Genomic DNA, 19143 nt, shown 5'->3' on the forward strand with positions numbered 1-19143 from the left:
GCCCGGGCCGTCCGTCCGCCGTCCGGACCCGCGGGTCAGAGCAGCTCCACCGTCTCCTGCCGGACGCCCCGCGTGCGGCCCCGCGTGTCGAACAGCAGCCGCGCGTGCCGCGCCAGCGTGGCGGCGTCGTAGTCCGCGTGGTCGGCCAGGACGATCGTCAGATCGGCGTCCGCGAGCGCGGCCGGCAGGTCGTCGCCCGCGTCCCGCACCGCGGCGCCGTCGACCTCCCAGCCGGACACGTACGGGTCGTGGAACGCGAGGTCGGCGCCCAGCCGGGCCAGCCGCCGCGCCACCGGGCGGGCCGGGGACTCGCGCTGGTCGGCGATGTCGGCCTTGTACGTGACGCCGAGCAGCAGGACCTTCGCGCCCTTCAGCGCCCGCCCCTCCCGGTTGAGGAGCTGCTGCGCGCGCTCCGCCACGTACCGGGGCATCCGGTCGTTGATCTCCTGCGCCAGCTCCACGAACCGGAACGGGTAGCCGAGCGAGCGGACCTTGTACGACAGGTAGTTCGGGTCGATCGGGATGCAGTGCCCGCCGACGCCCGGACCCGGCCGGAACGCCTGGAAGCCGAACGGCTTGGTCGCCGCGCAGTCGATCGCGTCCCACAGGTCGATGCCCAGCTCGTTGCAGAACACCGCCATCTCGTTGACCAGCGCGATGTTCACGTGCCGGTAGGTGTTCTCCAGCAGCTTGGCCATCTCGGCCTCGCGGGTGCCCTTCGCCTGCACGACCTGCTCCACGAACTTGCCGTAGAACGCCGAGGCGGCCGACGCGCACGCCGGCGTGAGCCCGCCGACGATCTTCGGGGTGTTGCGGACGCCGTAGACGGGGTTGCCCGGGTCGATCCGCTCCGGCGAGAACGCCAGGTGGAAGTCCTCGCCGGCGATCCGGCCGGACTCCTCCAGGATCGGCCGGACGACCTCCTCGGTCGTGCCCGGGTACGTGGTCGACTCCAGCACCACCAGCGACCCCTGCGCCAGGTGCCGGGACACCGCCCCGGCCGCGCCGCGCACGGCCGTCAGGTCGGGCCCGCCCTCCGGCGACAGCGGGGTCGGGACGCAGATCACCACGGTGGGCGCGCCGTCCAGGACGTCCTCGGACGTGCTCGGCGCGAACCCGGACGCGAGCATCTCCGCGACCTCGTCGGCGGAGACGTCGTCCACGTGCGAGCGTCCGGCCCGCAGGCCCTCGACGACGCGCTCGTCCAGGTCGAGCCCGCCGACCTTCAGCCCGGCGCGGCACGCCTCCCGGACGAGGGGAAGCCCCACATAGCCGAGTCCGATGACGACCAGATCCATCACTCGGCTCCCTTCACGGATTTACGGAAATCACGAAACTTCACGGTGAATCAGCGATCATCGGTTGTCGTGCGCGCCCCGTACGCGTATGCGGCGCGGTATCCGGACGCGACGGCGCCCCAGGTGCGCTCGGCCCGGACCCATTCACGGGCCGCCTGACCGATTTTTCGCCTTCTTTCTGGACTGTAAGCCAGTTCCTCCAGGTGATCGGCCCATGCTTCCGGGTCTTCCGGAAGTGTTAACGTCCCGGTCACGCCGGGTTCGACGATTTCGCGAAGAGCCTTGACATCACTGGCTATAACGGGGATTCCCCCTGCCATCGCCTCGATCGGTTTGAGGGGCGTGACCAGCTGGCAGACCCGGTCCGCCCGTCGGGGGACCGCGAAGACATCGAGGAGTGCGTGGTGGCGGCGTACGGACCGCATCGGAACCCGGCCGGTGAACACGGCGTGAACGCCGTGCCCGGCCGCGCGCCGCTCCAGCGCGCCGCGCTCCGGTCCGTCCCCGACCAGCAGCAGCGTGACGGGCGTCCCGCGGTCGCGCAGCAGCGCCGCCGCGTCGATCAGCGTGTCGATGCCCTCGTAGCCGAAGAACGACGACGTCAGCCCCGCCACGAAGGCGTCCGGCGCGATGCCGAGCTCGGCCCGCAGGTCGGACGCGTCCGGCAGCGGCTCCAGGAACGCCTCGTCCACCCCGTTCGGCACCGTGAAGATCTTCTCGGCGGGCACCCCGCGGGACGCGATCTCCGCGCGCATCGCCTCGCCGAGCGTGACGACCGCGTCCGCCTCGGCCATCCGGCGCGTCTCCAGCTCCCGGGTGAGCCGGTAGAACTCGTCCGTCTCGCGGTGCGCCGGGTCGCGCGACAGCCAGGAGTCCTCCAGGAACCCCCGCACCTCGTACACGACCGGCAGCCCGCGGCGGCGCCGCAGCTCCAGCGCGACGGCCGCGTTCAGGTGGTTGCTGACCGCGTGCAGGACGGCCGGGCGCACCTCGTCCACGATCCGTTCGGCCAGGTCGGCGCCGCGCTCGACGGCCCGCACCGGGTCGGCGGGCGGCAGCCACGGCAGCAGCCGGTGGTAGGCGACGCCGTCGACGTCCACCCGCGGCCGGGCGTCGCCGATGCCCTGGCTGAGCGGGTACCCGAGCCGCGTCGCGACGTGCACGTCCCGGCCCTGCGCGCGCAGCGCCAGCGCGATGCGGTGCGTGCGGACGGTATAACCGGCGTTCGTGTTCGGCAAGGCGTTCGTCACGAACTGCAGGACGGCGCCGTCCGCCGGGGAGACCTCCGGTGCGGGCCCGCCGGCCGGCGCGGCGGCCCCCGCACCGGCCGGCGGAGTCTGCGGGGCGGGCGGATCGTGCGCCAGCAGCGCGCGCAGCTCGGCGTTCTCCCGCGTCACGACGCGGGGACGCGGAACCGCGAGCCGGGACCGCGCGAGCCGCGCCCCCGGCCGTCCCGGGGTCGCCCGGGCCAGCATCCGCACGGCGAGCCGCGGCGCGCGCGCCGGGTCGTCGCGGAGCTGCCGCAGGGCGAGTCCCGGCAGGTAGACGGATTTCTTCAGCACGGCGGGGAAGCGTAGGCAGACCCGATGAACAGAAGGGAAATTGTGTTGGCACCCATCGTGCACGTCCTCGGGGCGCGGCCGAACTTCGTCAAGGCGGCTCCGGTCATCCGGGCGCTGGAGGCCGCCGGCGCCGAGCAGGCGGTCGTCCACACCGGGCAGCACTACGACGCCCGCATGTCCGAGGTCTTCTTCGACGAGCTCGGCCTTCCCGAGCCCGACGTCAACCTCGGCGTCGGCTCCGGCTCGCACGCGGCGCAGACGGCCGCGCTGATGACCGGACTGGAGGAGGAGTTCACGAGCCGTTCACCCTCGGTCGTCATCGTGTACGGCGACGTGAACTCGACCATCGCCGCCGCCCTCGTCGCGGCCAAGCTGCACATCCCGGTCGCCCATGTGGAGGCCGGGCTGCGCAGCTTCGACATGACGATGCCCGAGGAGGTCAACCGCCGGCTCACCGACCAGCTCTCCGACATCTGCCTGGTCACGAGCCCGGAGGGGATCGGGCACCTGGCGAACGAGGGCGTCCCGGTGGAGCGCGCCCACCTGGTCGGCAACCCGATGATCGACACGCTGCTGGCCAACCTGGACGCGTTCGACACCGAGCGGGTCCGCGCGGAGCACGGGCTCCCGGACCGGTACGTCCTGGCGACGATGCACCGGCCCGCCAACGTGGACGCCCCGGACACCGCGGCCGACCTCGTCCGGCGGCTGCACGGCATCGCCGACCTCGCCGACCTGGTCATCCCGGTGCACCCGCGCGGCCGCGCCAACCTGATGGCCGCCGGGCTGGACGACCACGACGGCGTCCACGTCCTGGAACCGCTCGGGTACACCGACTTCATCGGGGCCGTGCGCGGCGCGGACGCCGTCATCACCGACTCGGGAGGTCTGCAGGAGGAGACCACGATCCTCGGCGTGCCGTGCCTGACGGTCCGGCCCAACACCGAGCGTCCCATCACCATCACCCACGGCACGAACCGCCTCGTCACGTTCGAGGAGCTGGTGCCGCAGGTGCGCAAGGTCCTGGAGGCGGCGGCGGGCGAGGACGCCGCGGCCCGGTACGAGAACGCGCGGAGGCCCCCGCTCTGGGACGGCGCGGCCGGCCCCCGCATCGCAGAAGTGATCATGGAGTTCATCGGTGACTGATCCGATCCGGCGCGGCGGGGACGACCCCCGGGCCGCCGCGAACGCCCGCGCCGCCAAGGACGGCGCCAAGGCGAAGCAGCAGGCCGCGCGGCTGCGCGCGGCGCTGCGCGAGCGGGAGGCCCGCGTCCAGGAACTCGAACGGCGGCTGGCCGCCCTCGAAGCCTCGACGACCGTGCAGTTCGGCCGGCTCGTCGCCGGCGCCGCCCGCAACCCCAAGCGGCGCGGCGCGCGGCTGCCCAAGGAGCTGTACCAGCTGTGGCGCAAGCGCAGCGCCCCGGCCGCGGCCCCGAAGACCACCGACGCGGGGAAGGTCCAGCTCGACCCGGTGACCCGCAGCGAGGACCGGCTCCTCGTCGCCGCCCCCTACGAGGGCATCGTCGTCGCCGGGATCCTCGGCGCGCGCGCGGCGGAGACCCTCGCCGCGCACGCCAAGGTCATCCGGCTGTACCCGCACGACGCCGCGATCGCGCTGGAGTCCGCCGACGCCGACCTGCTCGTCGTCGACGCCGCCGCCGGCGCCCCCGGCGAGGCGTGGGCGTACCTGGGCGTCCCGGGCATGTACGACCGCGACCGCGCGCTGAACGACGTCCGCGCGCTCGCCGCCTCCCGCGACATGCCGCTCGTCCTGTGGAACGACCGGCCGGGCGACGGCGCCGCGGCCGTGCCCGCCACCCTCGCCAACCTGCACTGGGACGCCACCGCGGCGGCGCCCGGCCGGCTCGCCGAGCTGCTCGAGACTCCGCTGGAGCCGGCCCGTTGAAAGGAGACCACGTGAAGCCGCGCGCACTCGTCTACGGCGACGTCGACCTGAACCTGATCGACGGGTCGGCGATCTGGGTCCAGGGCATGGTGCAGGCGCTGGCCCGCGCGGGCTGCGAGGTGACGCTCGTCCTCAAGGCGCCGGTGCGCACCGGGCGCCTCGTCGACCCGCTGCGCGGCCTGCCGGGCGTCACCGTCCGCAGCCCGCACGCCGAGCGCCTCCTCGACGGCGACGCCCCGATGCAGCCGCGGACCGCCGCGGTGACCCTCGCCCGCATCGACGAGGAGAAGCCGTTCGACCTCGCCGTCGTGCGCGGCCGCCGGCTCGCCGGGAAGCTGTGCCACACCGCCCTCGCGGGACGGCTGTGGACCTACCTCACCGACGTGCCGCAGTCCGCCGGGCAGTTCGACAACGCCGCCAAGGCCGAGCTGCGCCGCATCGCCGACGCGTCCCGGCTGCTGCTCTGCCAGACCGAGGAACTCCGCGGCTTCCTGGAGGCCGCCGTCCCCGCCACCGCGGGCAAGAGCGTCCTGTTCCCGCCCGTCGTCGTGCTCCCCGACGGCCTGGAGCCGCGCCCCGCCGGAACCCCGGACGGACGCGCCCTCCGCCTCGTCTACACCGGCAAGTTCGCGCCGCGGTGGAACACCTACGAGATGTGCGCGCTGCCGCGCCTGCTCGGCCAGCGCGGGGTGGACGCCGAACTCCACATGGTCGGCGACAAGATCCACGACGATCCGGACGACCCCGGCTACGCCGACCGGATGCGCACCGCCCTCGAGACCGGCCAGGGCGTCGTCTGGCACGGCGGCCACCCGCGCGCCGAGGCGATGCGGCTCACCGCCGGCTGCGACGTCGGCCTGTCGTGGCGGCACCCCGAGATGGACGCGAGCCTCGAACTGTCGACCAAGCTCCTCGAATGCGGCATGCTCGGCGTCCCGGTCGTCCTCAACCGGACGCCCATGCACGAGCGGCTGTTCGGCGCCGACTACCCGCTGTTCGCCGCGTCCGAGGCCGACGTCCTCGACGCGCTCACGCTCATCGGCAAGAACCCCGAGGTGTTCACCCTCGCCGTCGACCGCTGCCGCGCGGCCGCCGCCGACTTCGGCCTCGACGCCGCCGCCGGGCGGCTCACCGGGTACCTCGCCGAGACGTTCCCCGAGCCCGTCGAGCAGGTCGCGGCCGCCGCGGCCGCGTACCGTCCGGGCGCGCGGAAGCTGCGCGTCGGCGTCGCGGGACACGACCTGAAGTTCTTCACCCGCCTCCTCGACTACCTGCGGTCGCGCCCCGACATGGAGATCCAGGTCGACCACTGGGCCGCGCTGAAGGCCCACGACGCCGACCGCAGCCGCGAACTCGTCGAGTGGGCCGACGTCGTCATCTGCGAGTGGTGCGGCCCGAACGCGCTCTGGTACGCGAAGAACAAACGCGCGGGCCAGCGCCTCGTCGTCCGGCTCCACCGGTTCGAGCTGTACGCGCCCTGGCCCAAGCAGCTCGACATCGACGCCGTCGACCAGGTCATCTGCGTCAGCCCGCACTACACGGATCTGACCCGCGAGATGACCGGCTGGCCCGCCGAGAAGGTCGTCACCGTCCCGAACTGGGTGGACGACCGGCAGCTCGACCGGCCGAAGCTCGCCGGGGCGCAGCACCACCTCGGGGTCATCGGCATCGCGCCGTCCCGCAAGCGCCTCGACCTCGCCGTCGACGTGCTGGAGGAGCTCCGCCGCGACGACCCGCGCTTCACGCTCTTCGTCAAGTCCAAGCTCCCGTGGGAGTACTGGTGGATCTGGCAGAAGGACGAGGAGCGGGAGCACTACGAGAAGCTGTTCCGCCGGATCCGGCGCTCGCCGCTCCTCGCGGGCGGGGTGGTGTTCGACTCCTACGGCCGCGACGTCGCGTCCTGGCTGCGCCGCATCGGGTTCGTCCTGTCCACCAGCGACGACGAGAGCTTCCACCTCGCGCCCGCCGAGGGCATGGCGTCCGGCGCGGTCCCGGCCCTGCTCCCGTGGCCCGGCTCCGACACGATCTACGACCGGCGGTGGATTCACGACGACCCGTCCGCGATGGCGGCGTCGATCGCCACGACCGTCGCGCTCGGCCGCTGGGAGAGCGACGCGGCGGACGCCCGCGAGCAGGTCCGGACGGCCTACGGGCTCGACGAGGTCTGCCGCCAGTGGACGGACCTCCTCGCGCGGCCCCCGGCGCGCACCGAGGCGCCCGCCGCGCAGTAGCAGCCGTGCAGTAGCCGCCGCGCCGGAGGCCGCAAAGGTTTCTTGGCCCGCCGGTGGCTTACCGGACGCCCTTCCCCGGGAACTCCCGCCCGGAGAAGGGCGTCCGTTTGTTCGCGGATGTGCGGACCGGCGGCGCCCTTCGCTTATGCACCGACATGAGAGGGGCGCGACCTGCGATGGGGTACGTGAAGACGCGGGACGGCGAGGAGATCTTCTACAAGGACTGGGGCTCGGGCGACCCGGTGGTGTTCATCCACGGCTGGCCGCTGAACGCCGACGCCTGGGAGGACCAGATGCGGGCGGTCGCCGAGAACGGCTTCCGGGGCGTCGCGCACGACCGGCGCGGCCACGGCCGCTCCAGCCAGCCCTTCACCGGCTACGACTTCGACACCTTCGCCGACGACCTGAACGACCTGATGGAGCACCTCGACCTGCGGAACGCGACGCTCGTCGCGCACTCCATGGGCGGCGGCGAACTCGCCCGCTACATCGGCCGCCACGGCACCGGCCGGGTCGCCCGGGCGGTCCTGCTGTCGGCCATCCCGCCGCTGATGCTCCAGGGGCCCGGCAACCCCGAGGGCGTCCCCGAGCAGGTCTTCGAGGACATCAAGAACGGCATCATCACCGAACGGTCGCAGTACTGGAAGGACGCGTCCGAAGCGTTCTTCTCCGCGAACCGCCCGGGCAGCAAGGCCACCCAGGGCAACCGGGACGCGTTCTGGTTCATGGCGATGCACGAGAACATCCAGGCGGGCCTGAAGTGCGTGGACGCCTTCGCGCGCACCGACTTCACCGACGACCTGCGCCGGTTCGACGTCCCGACGCTGGTCGTCCACGGCGACGACGACCAGATCGTCCCGATCGACGCCACCGGCCGCAAGTCCGCGCAGATCATCCCGGGCGCGGAGCTCAAGGTCTACGAGGGCGGGTCCCACGGCATCGCGATGGTCCCGGGCGACAAGGAGCGCTTCAACCGGGACCTGCTCGAGTTCCTCAAGCGCTGACGCCGCGGCCCGCGGTCCCGGGCGGGCGGGTCAGCCGGCGCTGGTGCCGGCGCCCGCCCGGATCCGCTCGACCTCGTCGACGGGCAGCCGGTCCCGGTAGCCCGCGATCTTCTCGTCGAGTGCGCGCATGTTGCGGTTGTAGGCGTTCGTCGCCATCCAGAACTTGTAGATGACCACGAGCTCGAAGAACAGCATCCCGGCGGCGCTGACCGCGACGACCGGGATGATCGCGCCGGGGACGATCGCGGCGGCGACCGGCGCGACGATGAACACGCCCATCTGGAACTCGATGCCGCTGAACAGGTGCGGCCGGATGCGCCCGCGCATGAGCACGTCGCGGATGCGGACGTACCAGGGGAACCGCGTGTAGAGGCCGCGCTGCATGACCGCGTCGGCGGCCTTCTCGGCGGCCTCCTCGCCGACGACCCGGTCCTCGTCGTCGTCGGCGGCCTCGTCCAGGGTGCTCTCGGCCGACGCGAGCCGCGCGCCGACCTCGTCCGGCTCGGCGCCCCCGGCGCGCAGCTCCGCCAGCTCCAGCGACTCGGCCTCCCGGCGCGTCTTCGCCAGCGTCGACCGCATCTGCGCCCGCACCTTGAAGATCTCGAGGGAGTCCATGTAGCGGAGCATGTCGAGGAAGACGACGGCGAGCGCCGTCCACACGTAGGCGACGTTGCCGGTGGCGACGTACTGCCCGGCCATCAGCGCGATCGCGCAGGCGAGCACCCGCAGCCGGTCGAAGATGTAGTCGAGCCACGCGCCGAACACCGACCCGGTGCCCTTGAGCCGCGCGATCTTGCCGTCCATGCAGTCGAGCGTGAACGACAGGTGGTACAGCAGCGCGCCCGCGAGCAGCCACTGCCAGTCGGCCAGCGCGAAGCACGCGCCCGCCGCCAAGCCGAGGACGAGCGCCGCGACGGTGAGCTGGTTCGGGGTGATGCGGGTGCGGTTGGCGGTGACCTTCACCAGCCGCGCCGCGAGCGGGTCGACGAGCAGGACCGTCCACCACGCGTCACGCGCCTTGTACGTCCGTTGCCGAACGTCGTCGAGCGTGAAGTTCGCCATGGTGGGTTTCCTTTCGTCGTCAGGGCCGTTCCCGATGCTAGCGACTGACCGGAAGTGGCCTCCGGCATTCTCCCCGACTGTCGGCGCGAGATCCGCGAAACCGCCGGTTCACCCCCCGGACATGTCCGGTATCGAGGGACGTCGCCAACGAATCGCGGTGAGGTCGTCAGCGGAGCTCGGTGAGGTCGTCAGCGGAGCTGGGTGAGGAGGTCCTCCCAGTCGGCGGCGACCGACCGGACGGCGTACCGGCGGGCGCTGTCGGGCGCCGCCGCGGCCATCCGGCGGCGCAGCTGCCCGTCGTCGATGAGCCGGACGAGCGCGTCGCCGAGGGCGGTCGGGTCCTCGGGCGGGACGAGCAGGCCGTCGTGCCCGTCGGTGATGATCTCGCGGGGGCCGCGGGGGCAGTCGAACGCGACGGCGGGCAGGCCGCACGCGAAGCCCTCGACGATCGTCATGCCGAACGCCTCGGCGCGGGACGGCACGGCGAGGATCGACGCCTTCGCGAACTCGCCCTCGATGTCGTCCGACGGGCCCATCAGCATGACGTTGTTGTAGAGGCCGAGGCGGGTGACGCGGCGGCGGAGCTGCTCCAGCCGGCCGCCCTTGCCGTGGATCCGCAGCGTCCACTCCGGGTGCTTCTCCGCGACCCGGGCGAACGCCGTGATCAGCAGGTCGTAGCCCTTGATCCAGGCGAGCCGCCCGGCCGCCACGACGATCTTGTTCTCCTGCCGGGAGCGCGGGTACACGCGGTCGGGCAGGCCGTTGCGGAGCGTCCGGACGGTCGTGCCCGGGATGAGGCGCTCGTAGCTCTCCCGGTCGGCGGCGGTCAGCGTGGTGACCGCGTCCAGCCTCGGGTACCAGCGTTCGATCTCGGCGAGGATGCCGGGCTCGTGGATGCCGAGGTGCAGGTGCTCCTGCCCGATGCGGGTGACGCGGGACGGCGCGAAGCGGGCCGCGGCGATGTTCAGCCCGGCGCGGGTCGTGACGAGCACGTCGGCGCGGAGCCGCCGCAGGGCGCGGGGGATGCGCTCGTCGGTGAGCCCGGAGAAGAAGCGGTAGGAGCGCTCCTCCGGATGGACGAGCGCGCTGGGCTCCTCGTGGAGGCGGCGGGCGCGGCCGGGCCGCAGCCGCGCGAGCTTCGCCTCGTCGCGGGTGTCCACGAGGTGCTGCAGCCGGACGCGGTCGGGGAGCGGGAACGCCGGCGCGTCGGTGGTGCGCAGCACGCTGACGATCTCGACGTCGTGGCGGCGGGCCAGTTCGCCCGCGAGCGTGAACGTGCTGCGGACGGTGCCGTCGAGCGCCGCCGCGTCCAGCAGCATGAAGACGATCCTCATCGGGCGTCGTCCCCGGCGCCGTCCCCGCCGTCGAGCGCGTGGCAGGCGACGGAGAGCTCGTCGCGCACCGTGTAGTACGGCCGGACCGAGCGGTCCCCGGCGACCTGGCGCGGGTAGGAGACCTTGCCGCGCTTGCCGGGGGCGTCGTCGAGCCGGGTCGCGAGCCGCGCGTGGACGTCGGCCGCGTCGAGCCACAGGTCCCAGATGGCGGGCGGCTCGGCGGCCAGGACGTCGACGGGCGCGCTGGCGCGGAACGCGGTGCCGTCGAGGCGCGCGGGCCAGGCGGCCCGCCGGCCGGTGCCGCGGGCGACGGCGACGAGGCGGGCGCCGCCGGGCCGGGGGCCGGTGTAGGCGAGGCGCCCGGCGATGCGGATCTCGCCGCCGCCCGGGTGCACCGTGCGGACCTCGGCGTGCGGGGCGACCGCGCCGACCTGCAGCCCGGCGCGTCCGTCCGGGGTGCGGGTGACGCGGACGGCGCGGTCGCGGGGCCGGTCGGCGTAGGCGAGGAGGCCGTCGAGGGAGAACCCGGGGTCGTCGGTGCGCAGCGGCCGGGTGATGCCGCCCGCCTCGATGCACGCCTCCCAGGCGCCGTCGTCGAGGTCGCCGACCGGCAGCGTCCAGCGGGCGCCGTCGCCGGCGGCGCGTCCCGGCCGGACGGCCCCGGACGCCGCGTGCCGCAGCACGACGCGTTCGCCGTCCGGCAGGGGCTCGGCCCAGCCGATCGTGAGGACGTCGTCGGCGTCGACCCTGACGTGGTCGGCCACGGTTGCCAAAGGTGCGGACCCTCCCCGATGAGAACGCAGATTTTACCAACGCCCCTGGGGCGTCAGGTCACGAGTGAGGCCGCCGCGGTCACCCCGTGCCGTTCGCGTCCTTCTTCGGGAAGGGCGCGCGGAGCCGCCGCTTGGCCGACCGCGCGAGCGCGGGCACCTTGCCGGGCACGACCTCGACCGACAGGTTCCCGCCCTCGGTGCGGTAGAACGACGCGCTGCGCAGCCCGAGCGGCGCGCACGGGACGGGCGCCGACCGGTCCGCGCCGGGCGCCGGCGCCAGCGGCACCCGCACCCGCGACCGGTCCCCGCCGACCGTGACCTCCAGCCAGACGTCCCAGCGTCCGGCGGCCAGCCCGCGCGGGTCCAGCAGCGCCGCGAAGCCGTACCCGTCGCCGTCCCCGGCGTCCCCGGCGGGCTCGCCCGGGAGCTCGTCCCACCGGACCTCGCCCGGCAGGGACGTGCCCTGGGTGCGGTGGTCGATCGCGACGCCGAGCCGGACGAGCGCCGCCGCGGCGGGCGTCGCGGGGAGCCGGCCGCGCACCCGCAGCCGTCCGTCCGGCGCCCACTCGGCGCCGTCGAACCGCAGCAGCCGCACGGCCCCGGCGGTGCCGCGGGTGACGGTGAACGACAGGTTGCCGTACTCGCGGGTGAAGAACGGCTCGACGGCCGCGCCGGTCCCGTCCGCGCACCGGACGAACCGTCCGGCGGGCTCGGTGACGCCGGGGGCGCGCGCGGCGCCGAGCCGGGCCTCCTTCGCGAACTGCCCGTGCCGGGCCTCGACGTGCAGGTCCCAGACGCCGTTGGCGGCGGCGGCGAGCTCGGCGCGGTGGCCGTCGCCGTCCGGTTCGGCGGCGAGCCGGTGCTCGGCGCGCCCCTTCCGGGACCGCAGCAGCAGCGCGACGGCCCCTTCCGCCGGGTCCAGCCGCGGGATCTCCGCCGTCCAGCCGACCCGCAGCCGGTCGCCGGCCCACTCCAGCGACGTCAGGGACCGCCGCAGCCGCAGCCGGTCGGTGACGTCGTAGTAGTCGTCGGGGACGCCGGCGGCCGGGTCGCGGAAGCCGGGGTAGCGGGCGTGCGCGCGGTCCTTGTCGACGACGACCGGGACGGGCCCGGCGGCCTCGGCCTCGATGACCCGCACCAGCAGGTCCTCGTTCCCGTGCCGCAGGCAGTGCGCGACCAGCCGGAACTTCGGCGGCATCCGCATCAGCACGGGTTCGGTGAGGAACTCGTCGCAGAGCGCGCGCGCCTCCTCCCAGAGGCGGCGGCGCCGTTCCTCGGACGAGCCCGGGTAGTCGGCGTTGAACGCGTGCAGGACGTCGCGGTGGAAGTGCCGCAGCAGCATCCGGTCCCGGATCGGGCCGGGCTCGCGGTGCGTGACGACGTTCTCCAGCAGCGGGCGCGCCGCCTTCGGGTAGTAGCCCGGCCGGGCCGCGAGCCCGTTCTGCATGAGGCTGCTGCCGTCGTCGCGCTCCACCAGGTAGTAGCAGTCGTGGTCGGCGACGACGGACACGCCGCCGGACGCGTGCAGCAGCGCGTGCGCGGTGAAGACCTTGTCCTCGCCGGTCGGCGCGTCCTCGGGGAACCGGATCCGGTGCTCTTCGATCACCGACCGGCGGAACAGCTTCTGCGCGGTCAGCGACTTCGCGTAGATGTCGAAGTCCGGGTCGTCCACGGAGACGTGCGCGATGTTCTCGGTGAAGTTCGCGACGGGCCGCCCGACCCCGACGTACCGGCCGATGACGACGTCGGTGCCGTGCGCGTCCGCGGCGGCGCACATGCGCTCCAGCGCCTCGGGGCCGAGCCGGTCGTCGGCGTCCAGGAAGAACAGGTACTCGCCGCGGGCGGCCGCGATGCCGGTGTTGCGCGGCCCGCCGGGGCCACCGGAGTTGGGGCGCTTCAGCACGGTCAGCCGCGGATGCAGCGCCGCGAGCCGGTCCAGCTCCTCGGCGCTGCCGTCGGTGGATCCGTCGTCGACCGCGATCACCTCGACGAGTTCCGGGGCGATCGACTGCTCGAGGGCGGTCTGCAGCGCCGTCGCGACCGTCGCGACGCAGTCGTAGACGGGCACGACGACGCTGACCTTGATGGGTGTCACGTGCGGTTGTTCTCTCTAGGTCGTCGCCCGGCGTCAGCCGGACGACCCGAAGACGCGGTCGACCGTGCGGGCCGCCGCGTGGCCGTCGTCGAGCGGGCAGAACCGCGCGACGAAGTCGTCGTACCGGCCGGCGTGGCCCGCGGTGGCGGACTCGACGTCCCGGATCGCGTCGATCAGGTCGTCGGACGTCTCCACCAGCGGGCCCGGGGCCTCCGCCTCGAAGTCGAAGTAGAAGCCGCGGAGCCGGTCCCGGTAGTCGGCCAGGTCGTAGGTGAAGAACAGCATCGGCCGCCGGGTGTTGGCGTAGTCGAACATCACCGACGAGTAGTCGCTGATCATCATGTCGGAGATCAGGTACAGCTCGGTGATGTCGGGGTACAGCGACACGTCCCGCACGAAGCCGTCCGGGTCCTCCTGGACGCCGTCCACCACGTTGCTGTGCAGGCGGACGAGCAGGACGTGGTCGTCGCCGAGCGCGTCGCGCGCGCGGTCGAGGTCGAGGCGCATGTCGTGCTTGTACCGGCCGCGGCTGTAGTACTGGTCGTCGCGCCACGTCGGCGCGTACAGCACCACCCGCTTGCCGTCGGGAATGCCGAGCCGGGACCGGACCTGCTTGGCGACGGCGTCCGCGTCGGGGCTGTGCAGCAGGTCGTTGCGCGGGTACCCGACCTCCAGCATCTCGCCCTTGAACGCGAACGCGCGCTTGAAGATCTCGGTGCTGAACGGGTTCGGCGACAGCAGGTGGCTCCACTCGGGGACGGACGGGCCGGACGGCCCCTTGTCCTTGCTCTGCAGCGCGGACTTCATCCCCGGCGCGTACGCGAAGTGGACCTCCTTGACGTCCCGGCCGATCTTCTTCAGCGGGGTGCCGTGCCAGGTCTGCAGGACGATCTGGTCGGGGTGCCGCTGGAACCAGTCGCCGAGCCGGTGGTTGGTGACGATGTACTTCGACGTCGTCACCGCCTCCTGCCACTCCTTGCCGTTCAGCCGGACGGCGTTCAGCGTGTCGGGCAGCTCGCACTGGGCGTCGTTGACGACCCAGAGCTGCTCCAGGTCCGCCCCGCGCCGCAGCAGCTCCTCGTGGATCGCCTTCGGGCTGTCGGAGAACTGGCGGCCGTTGAAGCAGGAGAACAGCACGGCGTCGCGCAGCCCGTCGCGGGCGACCCGCTTGCGCGCCTCCTCGCGGTACTTCGCGCCCGCGCTCTTCTCCTCGCCCGACACGTCGCCGGTGACGGCCACGACGAGCCGCCCGTTCTTGGTCTCCAGCTCGTAGCCGCGCCGCGCCACCTCCAGCGGCCCCGGCAGGGCGCGCTGCGCGGCCTCGGACAGCCGCACGGTCAGCGCCCGCTCGCCGGGCGGCCGGAACAGCACGTCCCAGCGGCCGGGCCGCAGCGGCAGCACGCCCGCGACGCTCGGCACCGCCGCCGTCGGGACCGCCGCGCGCAGCACACCCGAGTCGTCCCCGACCAGGTCGAACGCGAACTCCTTGCGGCGGCCGCGGCTGCGCAGGACGATCTGCCCGGACGCGTGCGCGGGGTGCGTCGCGGCGAGCGTCAGGGTCCCGTCGGGACGCCACCCGCACTCGTCCACCGACAGCCGGATCGTCGCGCGCCGCACCCGCACGTACCCGCTGGGGCCGCGGCCCGCGCTCACCTCCAGCGCGCCGAACGTCCGCGCCGCCTCCGCCACGCCCTCCGCGAGGACGAGCGGGCGGTCGTCCCCGCCGTCCGCCGGGACCGACAGCGACCAGTCGCGGGTGTCGTCGATCGAGTCGGGCTCGATGTCGACGTCGAGGGCGTCCGGGTCGATGCGGGCCGACCAGCCGCCGGGCCGGGCCGCGACCGGGACGGGCACCCGCGAGTCGCCCAGCGTCAGCACCGCCTCGGCGGGCGCGCCGCCGGCCGACTCGACCTCGACGACGAGCGTCCGGCCGTCCCAGCGCAGCGCCGTCGCCTTCTCCCGGACGCGCTCCACCTGCACGACCAGGTTGCCCTCCACGACCTTCGGGACGACGCGGACGTCGTCGGCGACGTACCGGTAGGGCGGGTTCGCGCCCGTCCCCGAGCCGCCGCCGCGCACCGGGCCCTGCCGGAACACGCCCGCGTTCAGCACCGAGGCGTGCACCTCCCAGGTGCCCTCGGCCCAGCCGCCGCGCTCCTTCAGCTTCGCGGCCTCCAGGGAGAACTCGAAGCCGGTCCAGCCGCCGGACGACTTGCCCGGCTTCGGCGTCTGCCGCGCCCGCGCGGTGATCTTGCGGCGGCCGTTGCGCAGCGTCACCGTCTTGATCGCCGTCCAGCGGCGGCGCGAGCTGACCGAGTTGATGTACGCCTCGCCGGTGACGACGAGCCGGTCGCCCTCCCAGGCCACGCCGTGCGCCCGGCCGCGCATCTTCACCTCGTCGCGCGCCCGGTACACGTCGCGGGGGACGTCGACCTTGGCGTCCTTCCAGTACGGGTAGACGACGTAGCGGCGCAGCGGGTCCCGGACGATCGACGGCGACGACTTGCCCCGCTCGTACCGGACGACCTTCACCAGCTCCATCGTGTGCCCGCTCGCGGCGAGGTGCCACTTCAGCCGGACCAGCGCCGTCGCCTCGGCGAACACCTTCGCCGAGACGCCCTTCCCGTACGCCGCGGCCAGCGCGATGACCTGCTCCCGCTCGTCCCCGGACAGGTCCGGCAGGACGTCCAGGAACGTCTTCAGCTCGTTGGTGACGAGGGCGAGCTGCAGGCGCCGCAGCTCCCGCGCGTCGCCCTGCTCGGCGACGAAGGTGGTGGCGAGGTTCGCCGCGGCGAAGCCGTCCGCGATCTCCTGCAGCTCGGTCGTCGGCGCGTACCGCCGCGACCGCCGGTGCAGGACGACGTCCGGCACGACGTCGACGGACTTCGCCAGGTGCAGCGCCCGCACCATGACCGGCAGGTCGTCGTCGCGGGACAGGTCGGGGAACTCCAGGCCGTGCGCGTCCCAGAACGAGCGGCGCAGCAGCGTCCCGACGATCTTGCGGTCGGACAGCAGGTCGGGGCTGCGGCGCAGGTCGGTGCCCGTCGCGGGCGCGGCCGTGTCGCCGCGCGCCTTCCACTGCGACACCTGCCCGGTCCACTTGCGGGACGCGTCGGGGCCCTTCGCCAGCTCGGCGCCGGACGCCTCGAGGGCGCCGAGCAGCGCGGCGATCGCGCCCTCCGGCAGCGGGTCGCCGGAGTCGGCGAACAGCAGGAACTCGCCGCCGCTCTCGGCCACCCCCAGGTTGCGGGCCGCGCCCCGGCTGGGCGCCCCCCGCCGGAGCAGCCGGAACCGGTCGTCGGGCAGCGGCGCGCGCGCGGCCGTCCCGGTCCCGTCGTCCACGACCAGGACCTCCAGGTCACGGAACGTCTGGGCGGCGAGCGACTCCAGGACGTCGCCGAGGTCGTCCCCGGCGCCGTGGGAGAGCACGATGACGCTGATGCGGGCGGACATGCCCACTCCTTCGTGAGCCGGCGATCCGGACGGTGTCCGGTCGCGGGACGGTCATTGGGGGATGTGACGGTCCTGCGGGGCGGCGGTCAGGACGCGCCGGACGCGGACGGCCCGGCGCCCGCCGCCTCGACGCTCCCCGACTCGCGGGGCGCGGCGACCGCCGGGAGCTTCTCGCCGAGGAAGACGCGGCGCACGGCCCGCTCGGCCGCGTCCCCGTCGTCCCACGGGCAGAAACGCGCGCGGAACGCCTCGAGGTTCTTCGCGGCCGCGTCGCCCCACGCCGCCCGGGAGACGAACGCGTCGACGAGCTCGGACTCGGTGCGGGCGACGACGCCGGGCGGGAACTCGGTGAGGTCGAAGTTCACGCCCCGGGTGAGGCGGTAGGTCTCCCAGTCGTTGGCGTAGATCACGATCGGCTTGCCGAGGTTGGCGTAGTCGAACATGACGGACGAGTAGTCGGTGAGCAGCGCGTCCGACGCGATGGACAGGTCCTCGACCGACGGGTGCTTGGACACGTCGATCACCCGGTCCTCGGGCCAGCCCATGTCGGCCGCCATGTCCTTGAGCTTGTAGAAGTAGTGCGCCCGCAGCAGCAGGACGTGGTCGTCGCCGAGCTGCTCGACGACCCGGCCGATGTCGAACATCGGGCTGTAGCGGCGCTGGTAGTCGCGGTGGGTCGGCGCGTACAGGATCGCCGTCTTGCCCTCGGGGATGCCGAGGTCGGCGCGCGCCCGCACCCGGTCCTTCTCGGTGGCGCGGACCAGCCGGTCGTTGCGCGGGTAGCCGATCTCCAGCATCTCGTAGCGGCACGGGTACGCCCGCTCCCACGCCTCGCTCGACAGCGGGTTGGACGAGACGAGGTAGTCCCAGCGGTCGCACCGCTCGATGAGGGCCTTGAAGTCCATGTCGGCGGCGCCGACCGGGTACTCCATCTGGTCGAGGCCCATCTTCTTCAGCGGCGTGCCGTGCTGGGTCTGCAGGTGCACCTGCCCCGGCCGCTTGACGAGGTGGTCGGGGAAGTTGACGTTGTTCACGAAGTACTTCGCCGCGGCGATCGTCCGGTAGTAGTCCGCCGACCCCGACACCACGTACTCCACGCCCTCGGGCATGTCCTTGCGGCCGCCCGGCTTGACGACCCACACGCAGCGGATGTGGGGGGCGAGCTCCCGCACCTTCTCGTAGATCGCGGCCGGGTTGCAGGCGTACCCGCGGTACCAGTAGGCGGCGAAGACGGCGAGGTTCTCCTCGATCGGCATCCGCAGCCGCATCTGGTAGAAGTACCGCTCCTTCGCGACCTGCTTGGAGCGGACGACGCCGCGCTTCTGCAGCTTGCGGACCTTCTTCGTGCCCTTCTTCGCCTTCGTCGCCAGCTTCGGCGAGCTGAGCCGCTCCCAGGCCCGGAAGTCGTTCCGCTCGATCGCGCGGTGCTTGTCGGCGAGGCGCGGCTCGTCCTCCGGCGGGACGTGCCCCGGCGGCCGGTACCGGTTGTACCACTTCGACATCTCGGTGAAGAAGCGCTGCTTCTCCGACGCGACGATGCGGTCGGGCCGCTCGATGATGACGAGCAGGTGCCAGATCGCCCGGTTGAACATCGTCGGGCGGAACCGGTCCACCGACGGGCCGAGCTGGTCCATGAACGCGAAGATGCGGTCGTACTGGTCGAACGCGTCGAAGTGCTTGGCGCTCGCCGTCTTGGTGATCGCGCCGCGGCGGCGCTGCCGGTAGATGTAGCAGACCCGGTCCAGCAGGCTGATGCGCTCGGCGGCCATGAGGATCGGGTAGGTGATGCTGACGTCCTCGTAGTAGCCGCTGTTGGACCGCAGGCCCGTCTCGATCAGGAACTCGCGGCGGATCGCCCGGTTCCAGATCGAGGTGAACATCTCCAGGCACTGCGGGCGCTCGGCGAGCGAGAACACGTCCGGCGCCGGCGGCTCCCGGAACAGGTGGTTGATGATGCTGCGCTTGACCCGCCCGTTCCAGTACGACCGCGCGTAGTCGAACATCAGGACGTCCGGGCGCGTCTCGGCGAGCCGGTCGAGGATCGCGCGGACGGCGCCCTCGGTGGCGTAGTCGTCGCTGTCGAAGAACCAGACGTAGTCGCCCGTCGCCATGTCGAGCCCGACGTTGCGGGCCTGGCCGAGGCCCACGTTCTCGGTGAGGTGCCGGACCCGGACCCGCGAGTCCCGCTCGGCGAACTCGTCGAGGATGAGTCCGCAGGCGTCCGGCGAGCAGTCGTCGATGGCGATCACTTCGAGGTTCGGGATTCCCGGCTCGAGGATCGACTCCATGCACTGGCGGAGGTAGCCCTGCACCTTGTGCACCGGGACGATGATGCTCAACGAGACGTCGTTGTTGTCACTGCTCACGCGCTGGCCAATCGGTTAACGGGAGACGAAGGAACGGTAGCCGCTAGCGTAGATCGATA

Annotated in this window: 12 protein-coding genes; 4 read left to right on the plus strand and 8 right to left on the minus strand. The window is 73.1% G+C overall.

Features of this window, described 5'->3' with window-relative positions; genetic code table 11:
- Positions 1 to 35: 35 nt before the first annotated feature.
- Together AB0L25_RS34935 and AB0L25_RS34940 are read right to left on the minus strand one after the other, a co-directional pair.
- Entirely contained in the window at positions 36 to 1298 is a 1263-nt protein-coding gene (locus tag AB0L25_RS34935) for a nucleotide sugar dehydrogenase (RefSeq protein ID WP_500177128.1), read from the minus strand.
- A gap of 50 nt (positions 1299 to 1348) precedes the next feature.
- A complete protein-coding gene (locus AB0L25_RS34940; RefSeq protein WP_500177130.1) occupies positions 1349 to 2860 on the minus strand; it encodes a glycosyltransferase family 4 protein in 1512 nt (503 codons plus the stop codon).
- 24 nt (positions 2861 to 2884) lie between these two features.
- Here AB0L25_RS34940 and wecB point away from each other — a divergent pair, with 24 nt between their 5' ends.
- The 4 genes from wecB (at position 2885) to AB0L25_RS34960 (ending at position 8001) form a co-directional block, all read left to right on the plus strand.
- Entirely contained in the window at positions 2885 to 4006 is a 1122-nt protein-coding gene (gene wecB / locus AB0L25_RS34945) for a non-hydrolyzing UDP-N-acetylglucosamine 2-epimerase (protein WP_500177132.1), read from the plus strand.
- Positions 3999 to 4766, plus strand: a complete 768-nt coding sequence (locus AB0L25_RS34950) for a hypothetical protein (protein ID WP_500177134.1) — start codon at positions 3999 to 4001, stop codon at positions 4764 to 4766. Before wecB ends, AB0L25_RS34950 begins: the two co-directional genes overlap by 8 nt.
- Positions 4767 to 4852: 86 nt before the next feature.
- Complete coding sequence (locus AB0L25_RS34955) at positions 4853 to 6997, plus strand: glycosyltransferase (RefSeq protein ID WP_500177172.1); 2145 nt, start codon at positions 4853 to 4855, stop codon at positions 6995 to 6997.
- Between the two features lie 176 nt (positions 6998 to 7173).
- Positions 7174 to 8001, plus strand: a complete 828-nt coding sequence (locus tag AB0L25_RS34960) for an alpha/beta fold hydrolase (RefSeq protein ID WP_500177136.1) — start codon at positions 7174 to 7176, stop codon at positions 7999 to 8001.
- Positions 8002 to 8031: 30 nt separating this feature from the next.
- Here the strand turns inward: AB0L25_RS34960 and AB0L25_RS34965 are convergent, their stop codons facing one another.
- The 6 genes from AB0L25_RS34965 to AB0L25_RS34990 all read right to left on the minus strand — a co-directional run bounded on the left by AB0L25_RS34965 (position 8032) and on the right by AB0L25_RS34990 (position 19084).
- The gene (locus AB0L25_RS34965; protein WP_500177137.1) at positions 8032 to 9063 is read right to left on the minus strand and encodes a CDP-alcohol phosphatidyltransferase family protein; all 1032 of its coding nucleotides are present in this window, start codon (positions 9061 to 9063) and stop codon (positions 8032 to 8034) included.
- A 188-nt stretch (positions 9064 to 9251) separates the two neighbouring features.
- Positions 9252 to 10397: a glycosyltransferase family 4 protein gene (locus tag AB0L25_RS34970; RefSeq protein ID WP_500177139.1), complete on the minus strand. Its 1146-nt coding sequence runs from the start codon at positions 10395 to 10397 to the stop codon at positions 9252 to 9254.
- Positions 10394 to 11161: a hypothetical protein gene (locus tag AB0L25_RS34975; RefSeq protein ID WP_500177141.1), complete on the minus strand. Its 768-nt coding sequence runs from the start codon at positions 11159 to 11161 to the stop codon at positions 10394 to 10396. The genes AB0L25_RS34970 and AB0L25_RS34975 overlap by 4 nt, the downstream gene beginning before the upstream one ends.
- 88 nt (positions 11162 to 11249) lie before the next feature.
- A complete protein-coding gene (locus AB0L25_RS34980; protein ID WP_500177143.1) occupies positions 11250 to 13265 on the minus strand; it encodes a glycosyltransferase family 2 protein in 2016 nt (671 codons plus the stop codon).
- A 33-nt stretch (positions 13266 to 13298) separates the two neighbouring features.
- Complete coding sequence (locus tag AB0L25_RS34985) at positions 13299 to 16718, minus strand: bifunctional glycosyltransferase/CDP-glycerol:glycerophosphate glycerophosphotransferase (RefSeq protein ID WP_500177145.1); 3420 nt, start codon at positions 16716 to 16718, stop codon at positions 13299 to 13301.
- An 86-nt stretch (positions 16719 to 16804) separates the two neighbouring features.
- A complete protein-coding gene (locus AB0L25_RS34990) occupies positions 16805 to 19084 on the minus strand; it encodes a bifunctional glycosyltransferase/CDP-glycerol:glycerophosphate glycerophosphotransferase (RefSeq protein ID WP_500177147.1) in 2280 nt (759 codons plus the stop codon).
- Positions 19085 to 19143: the final 59 nt, after the last annotated feature.

Origin of the sequence: Spirillospora sp. NPDC052242 (assembly GCF_040679555.1) — a bacterium.
Taxonomy (GTDB): domain Bacteria; phylum Actinomycetota; class Actinomycetes; order Streptosporangiales; family Streptosporangiaceae; genus Spirillospora.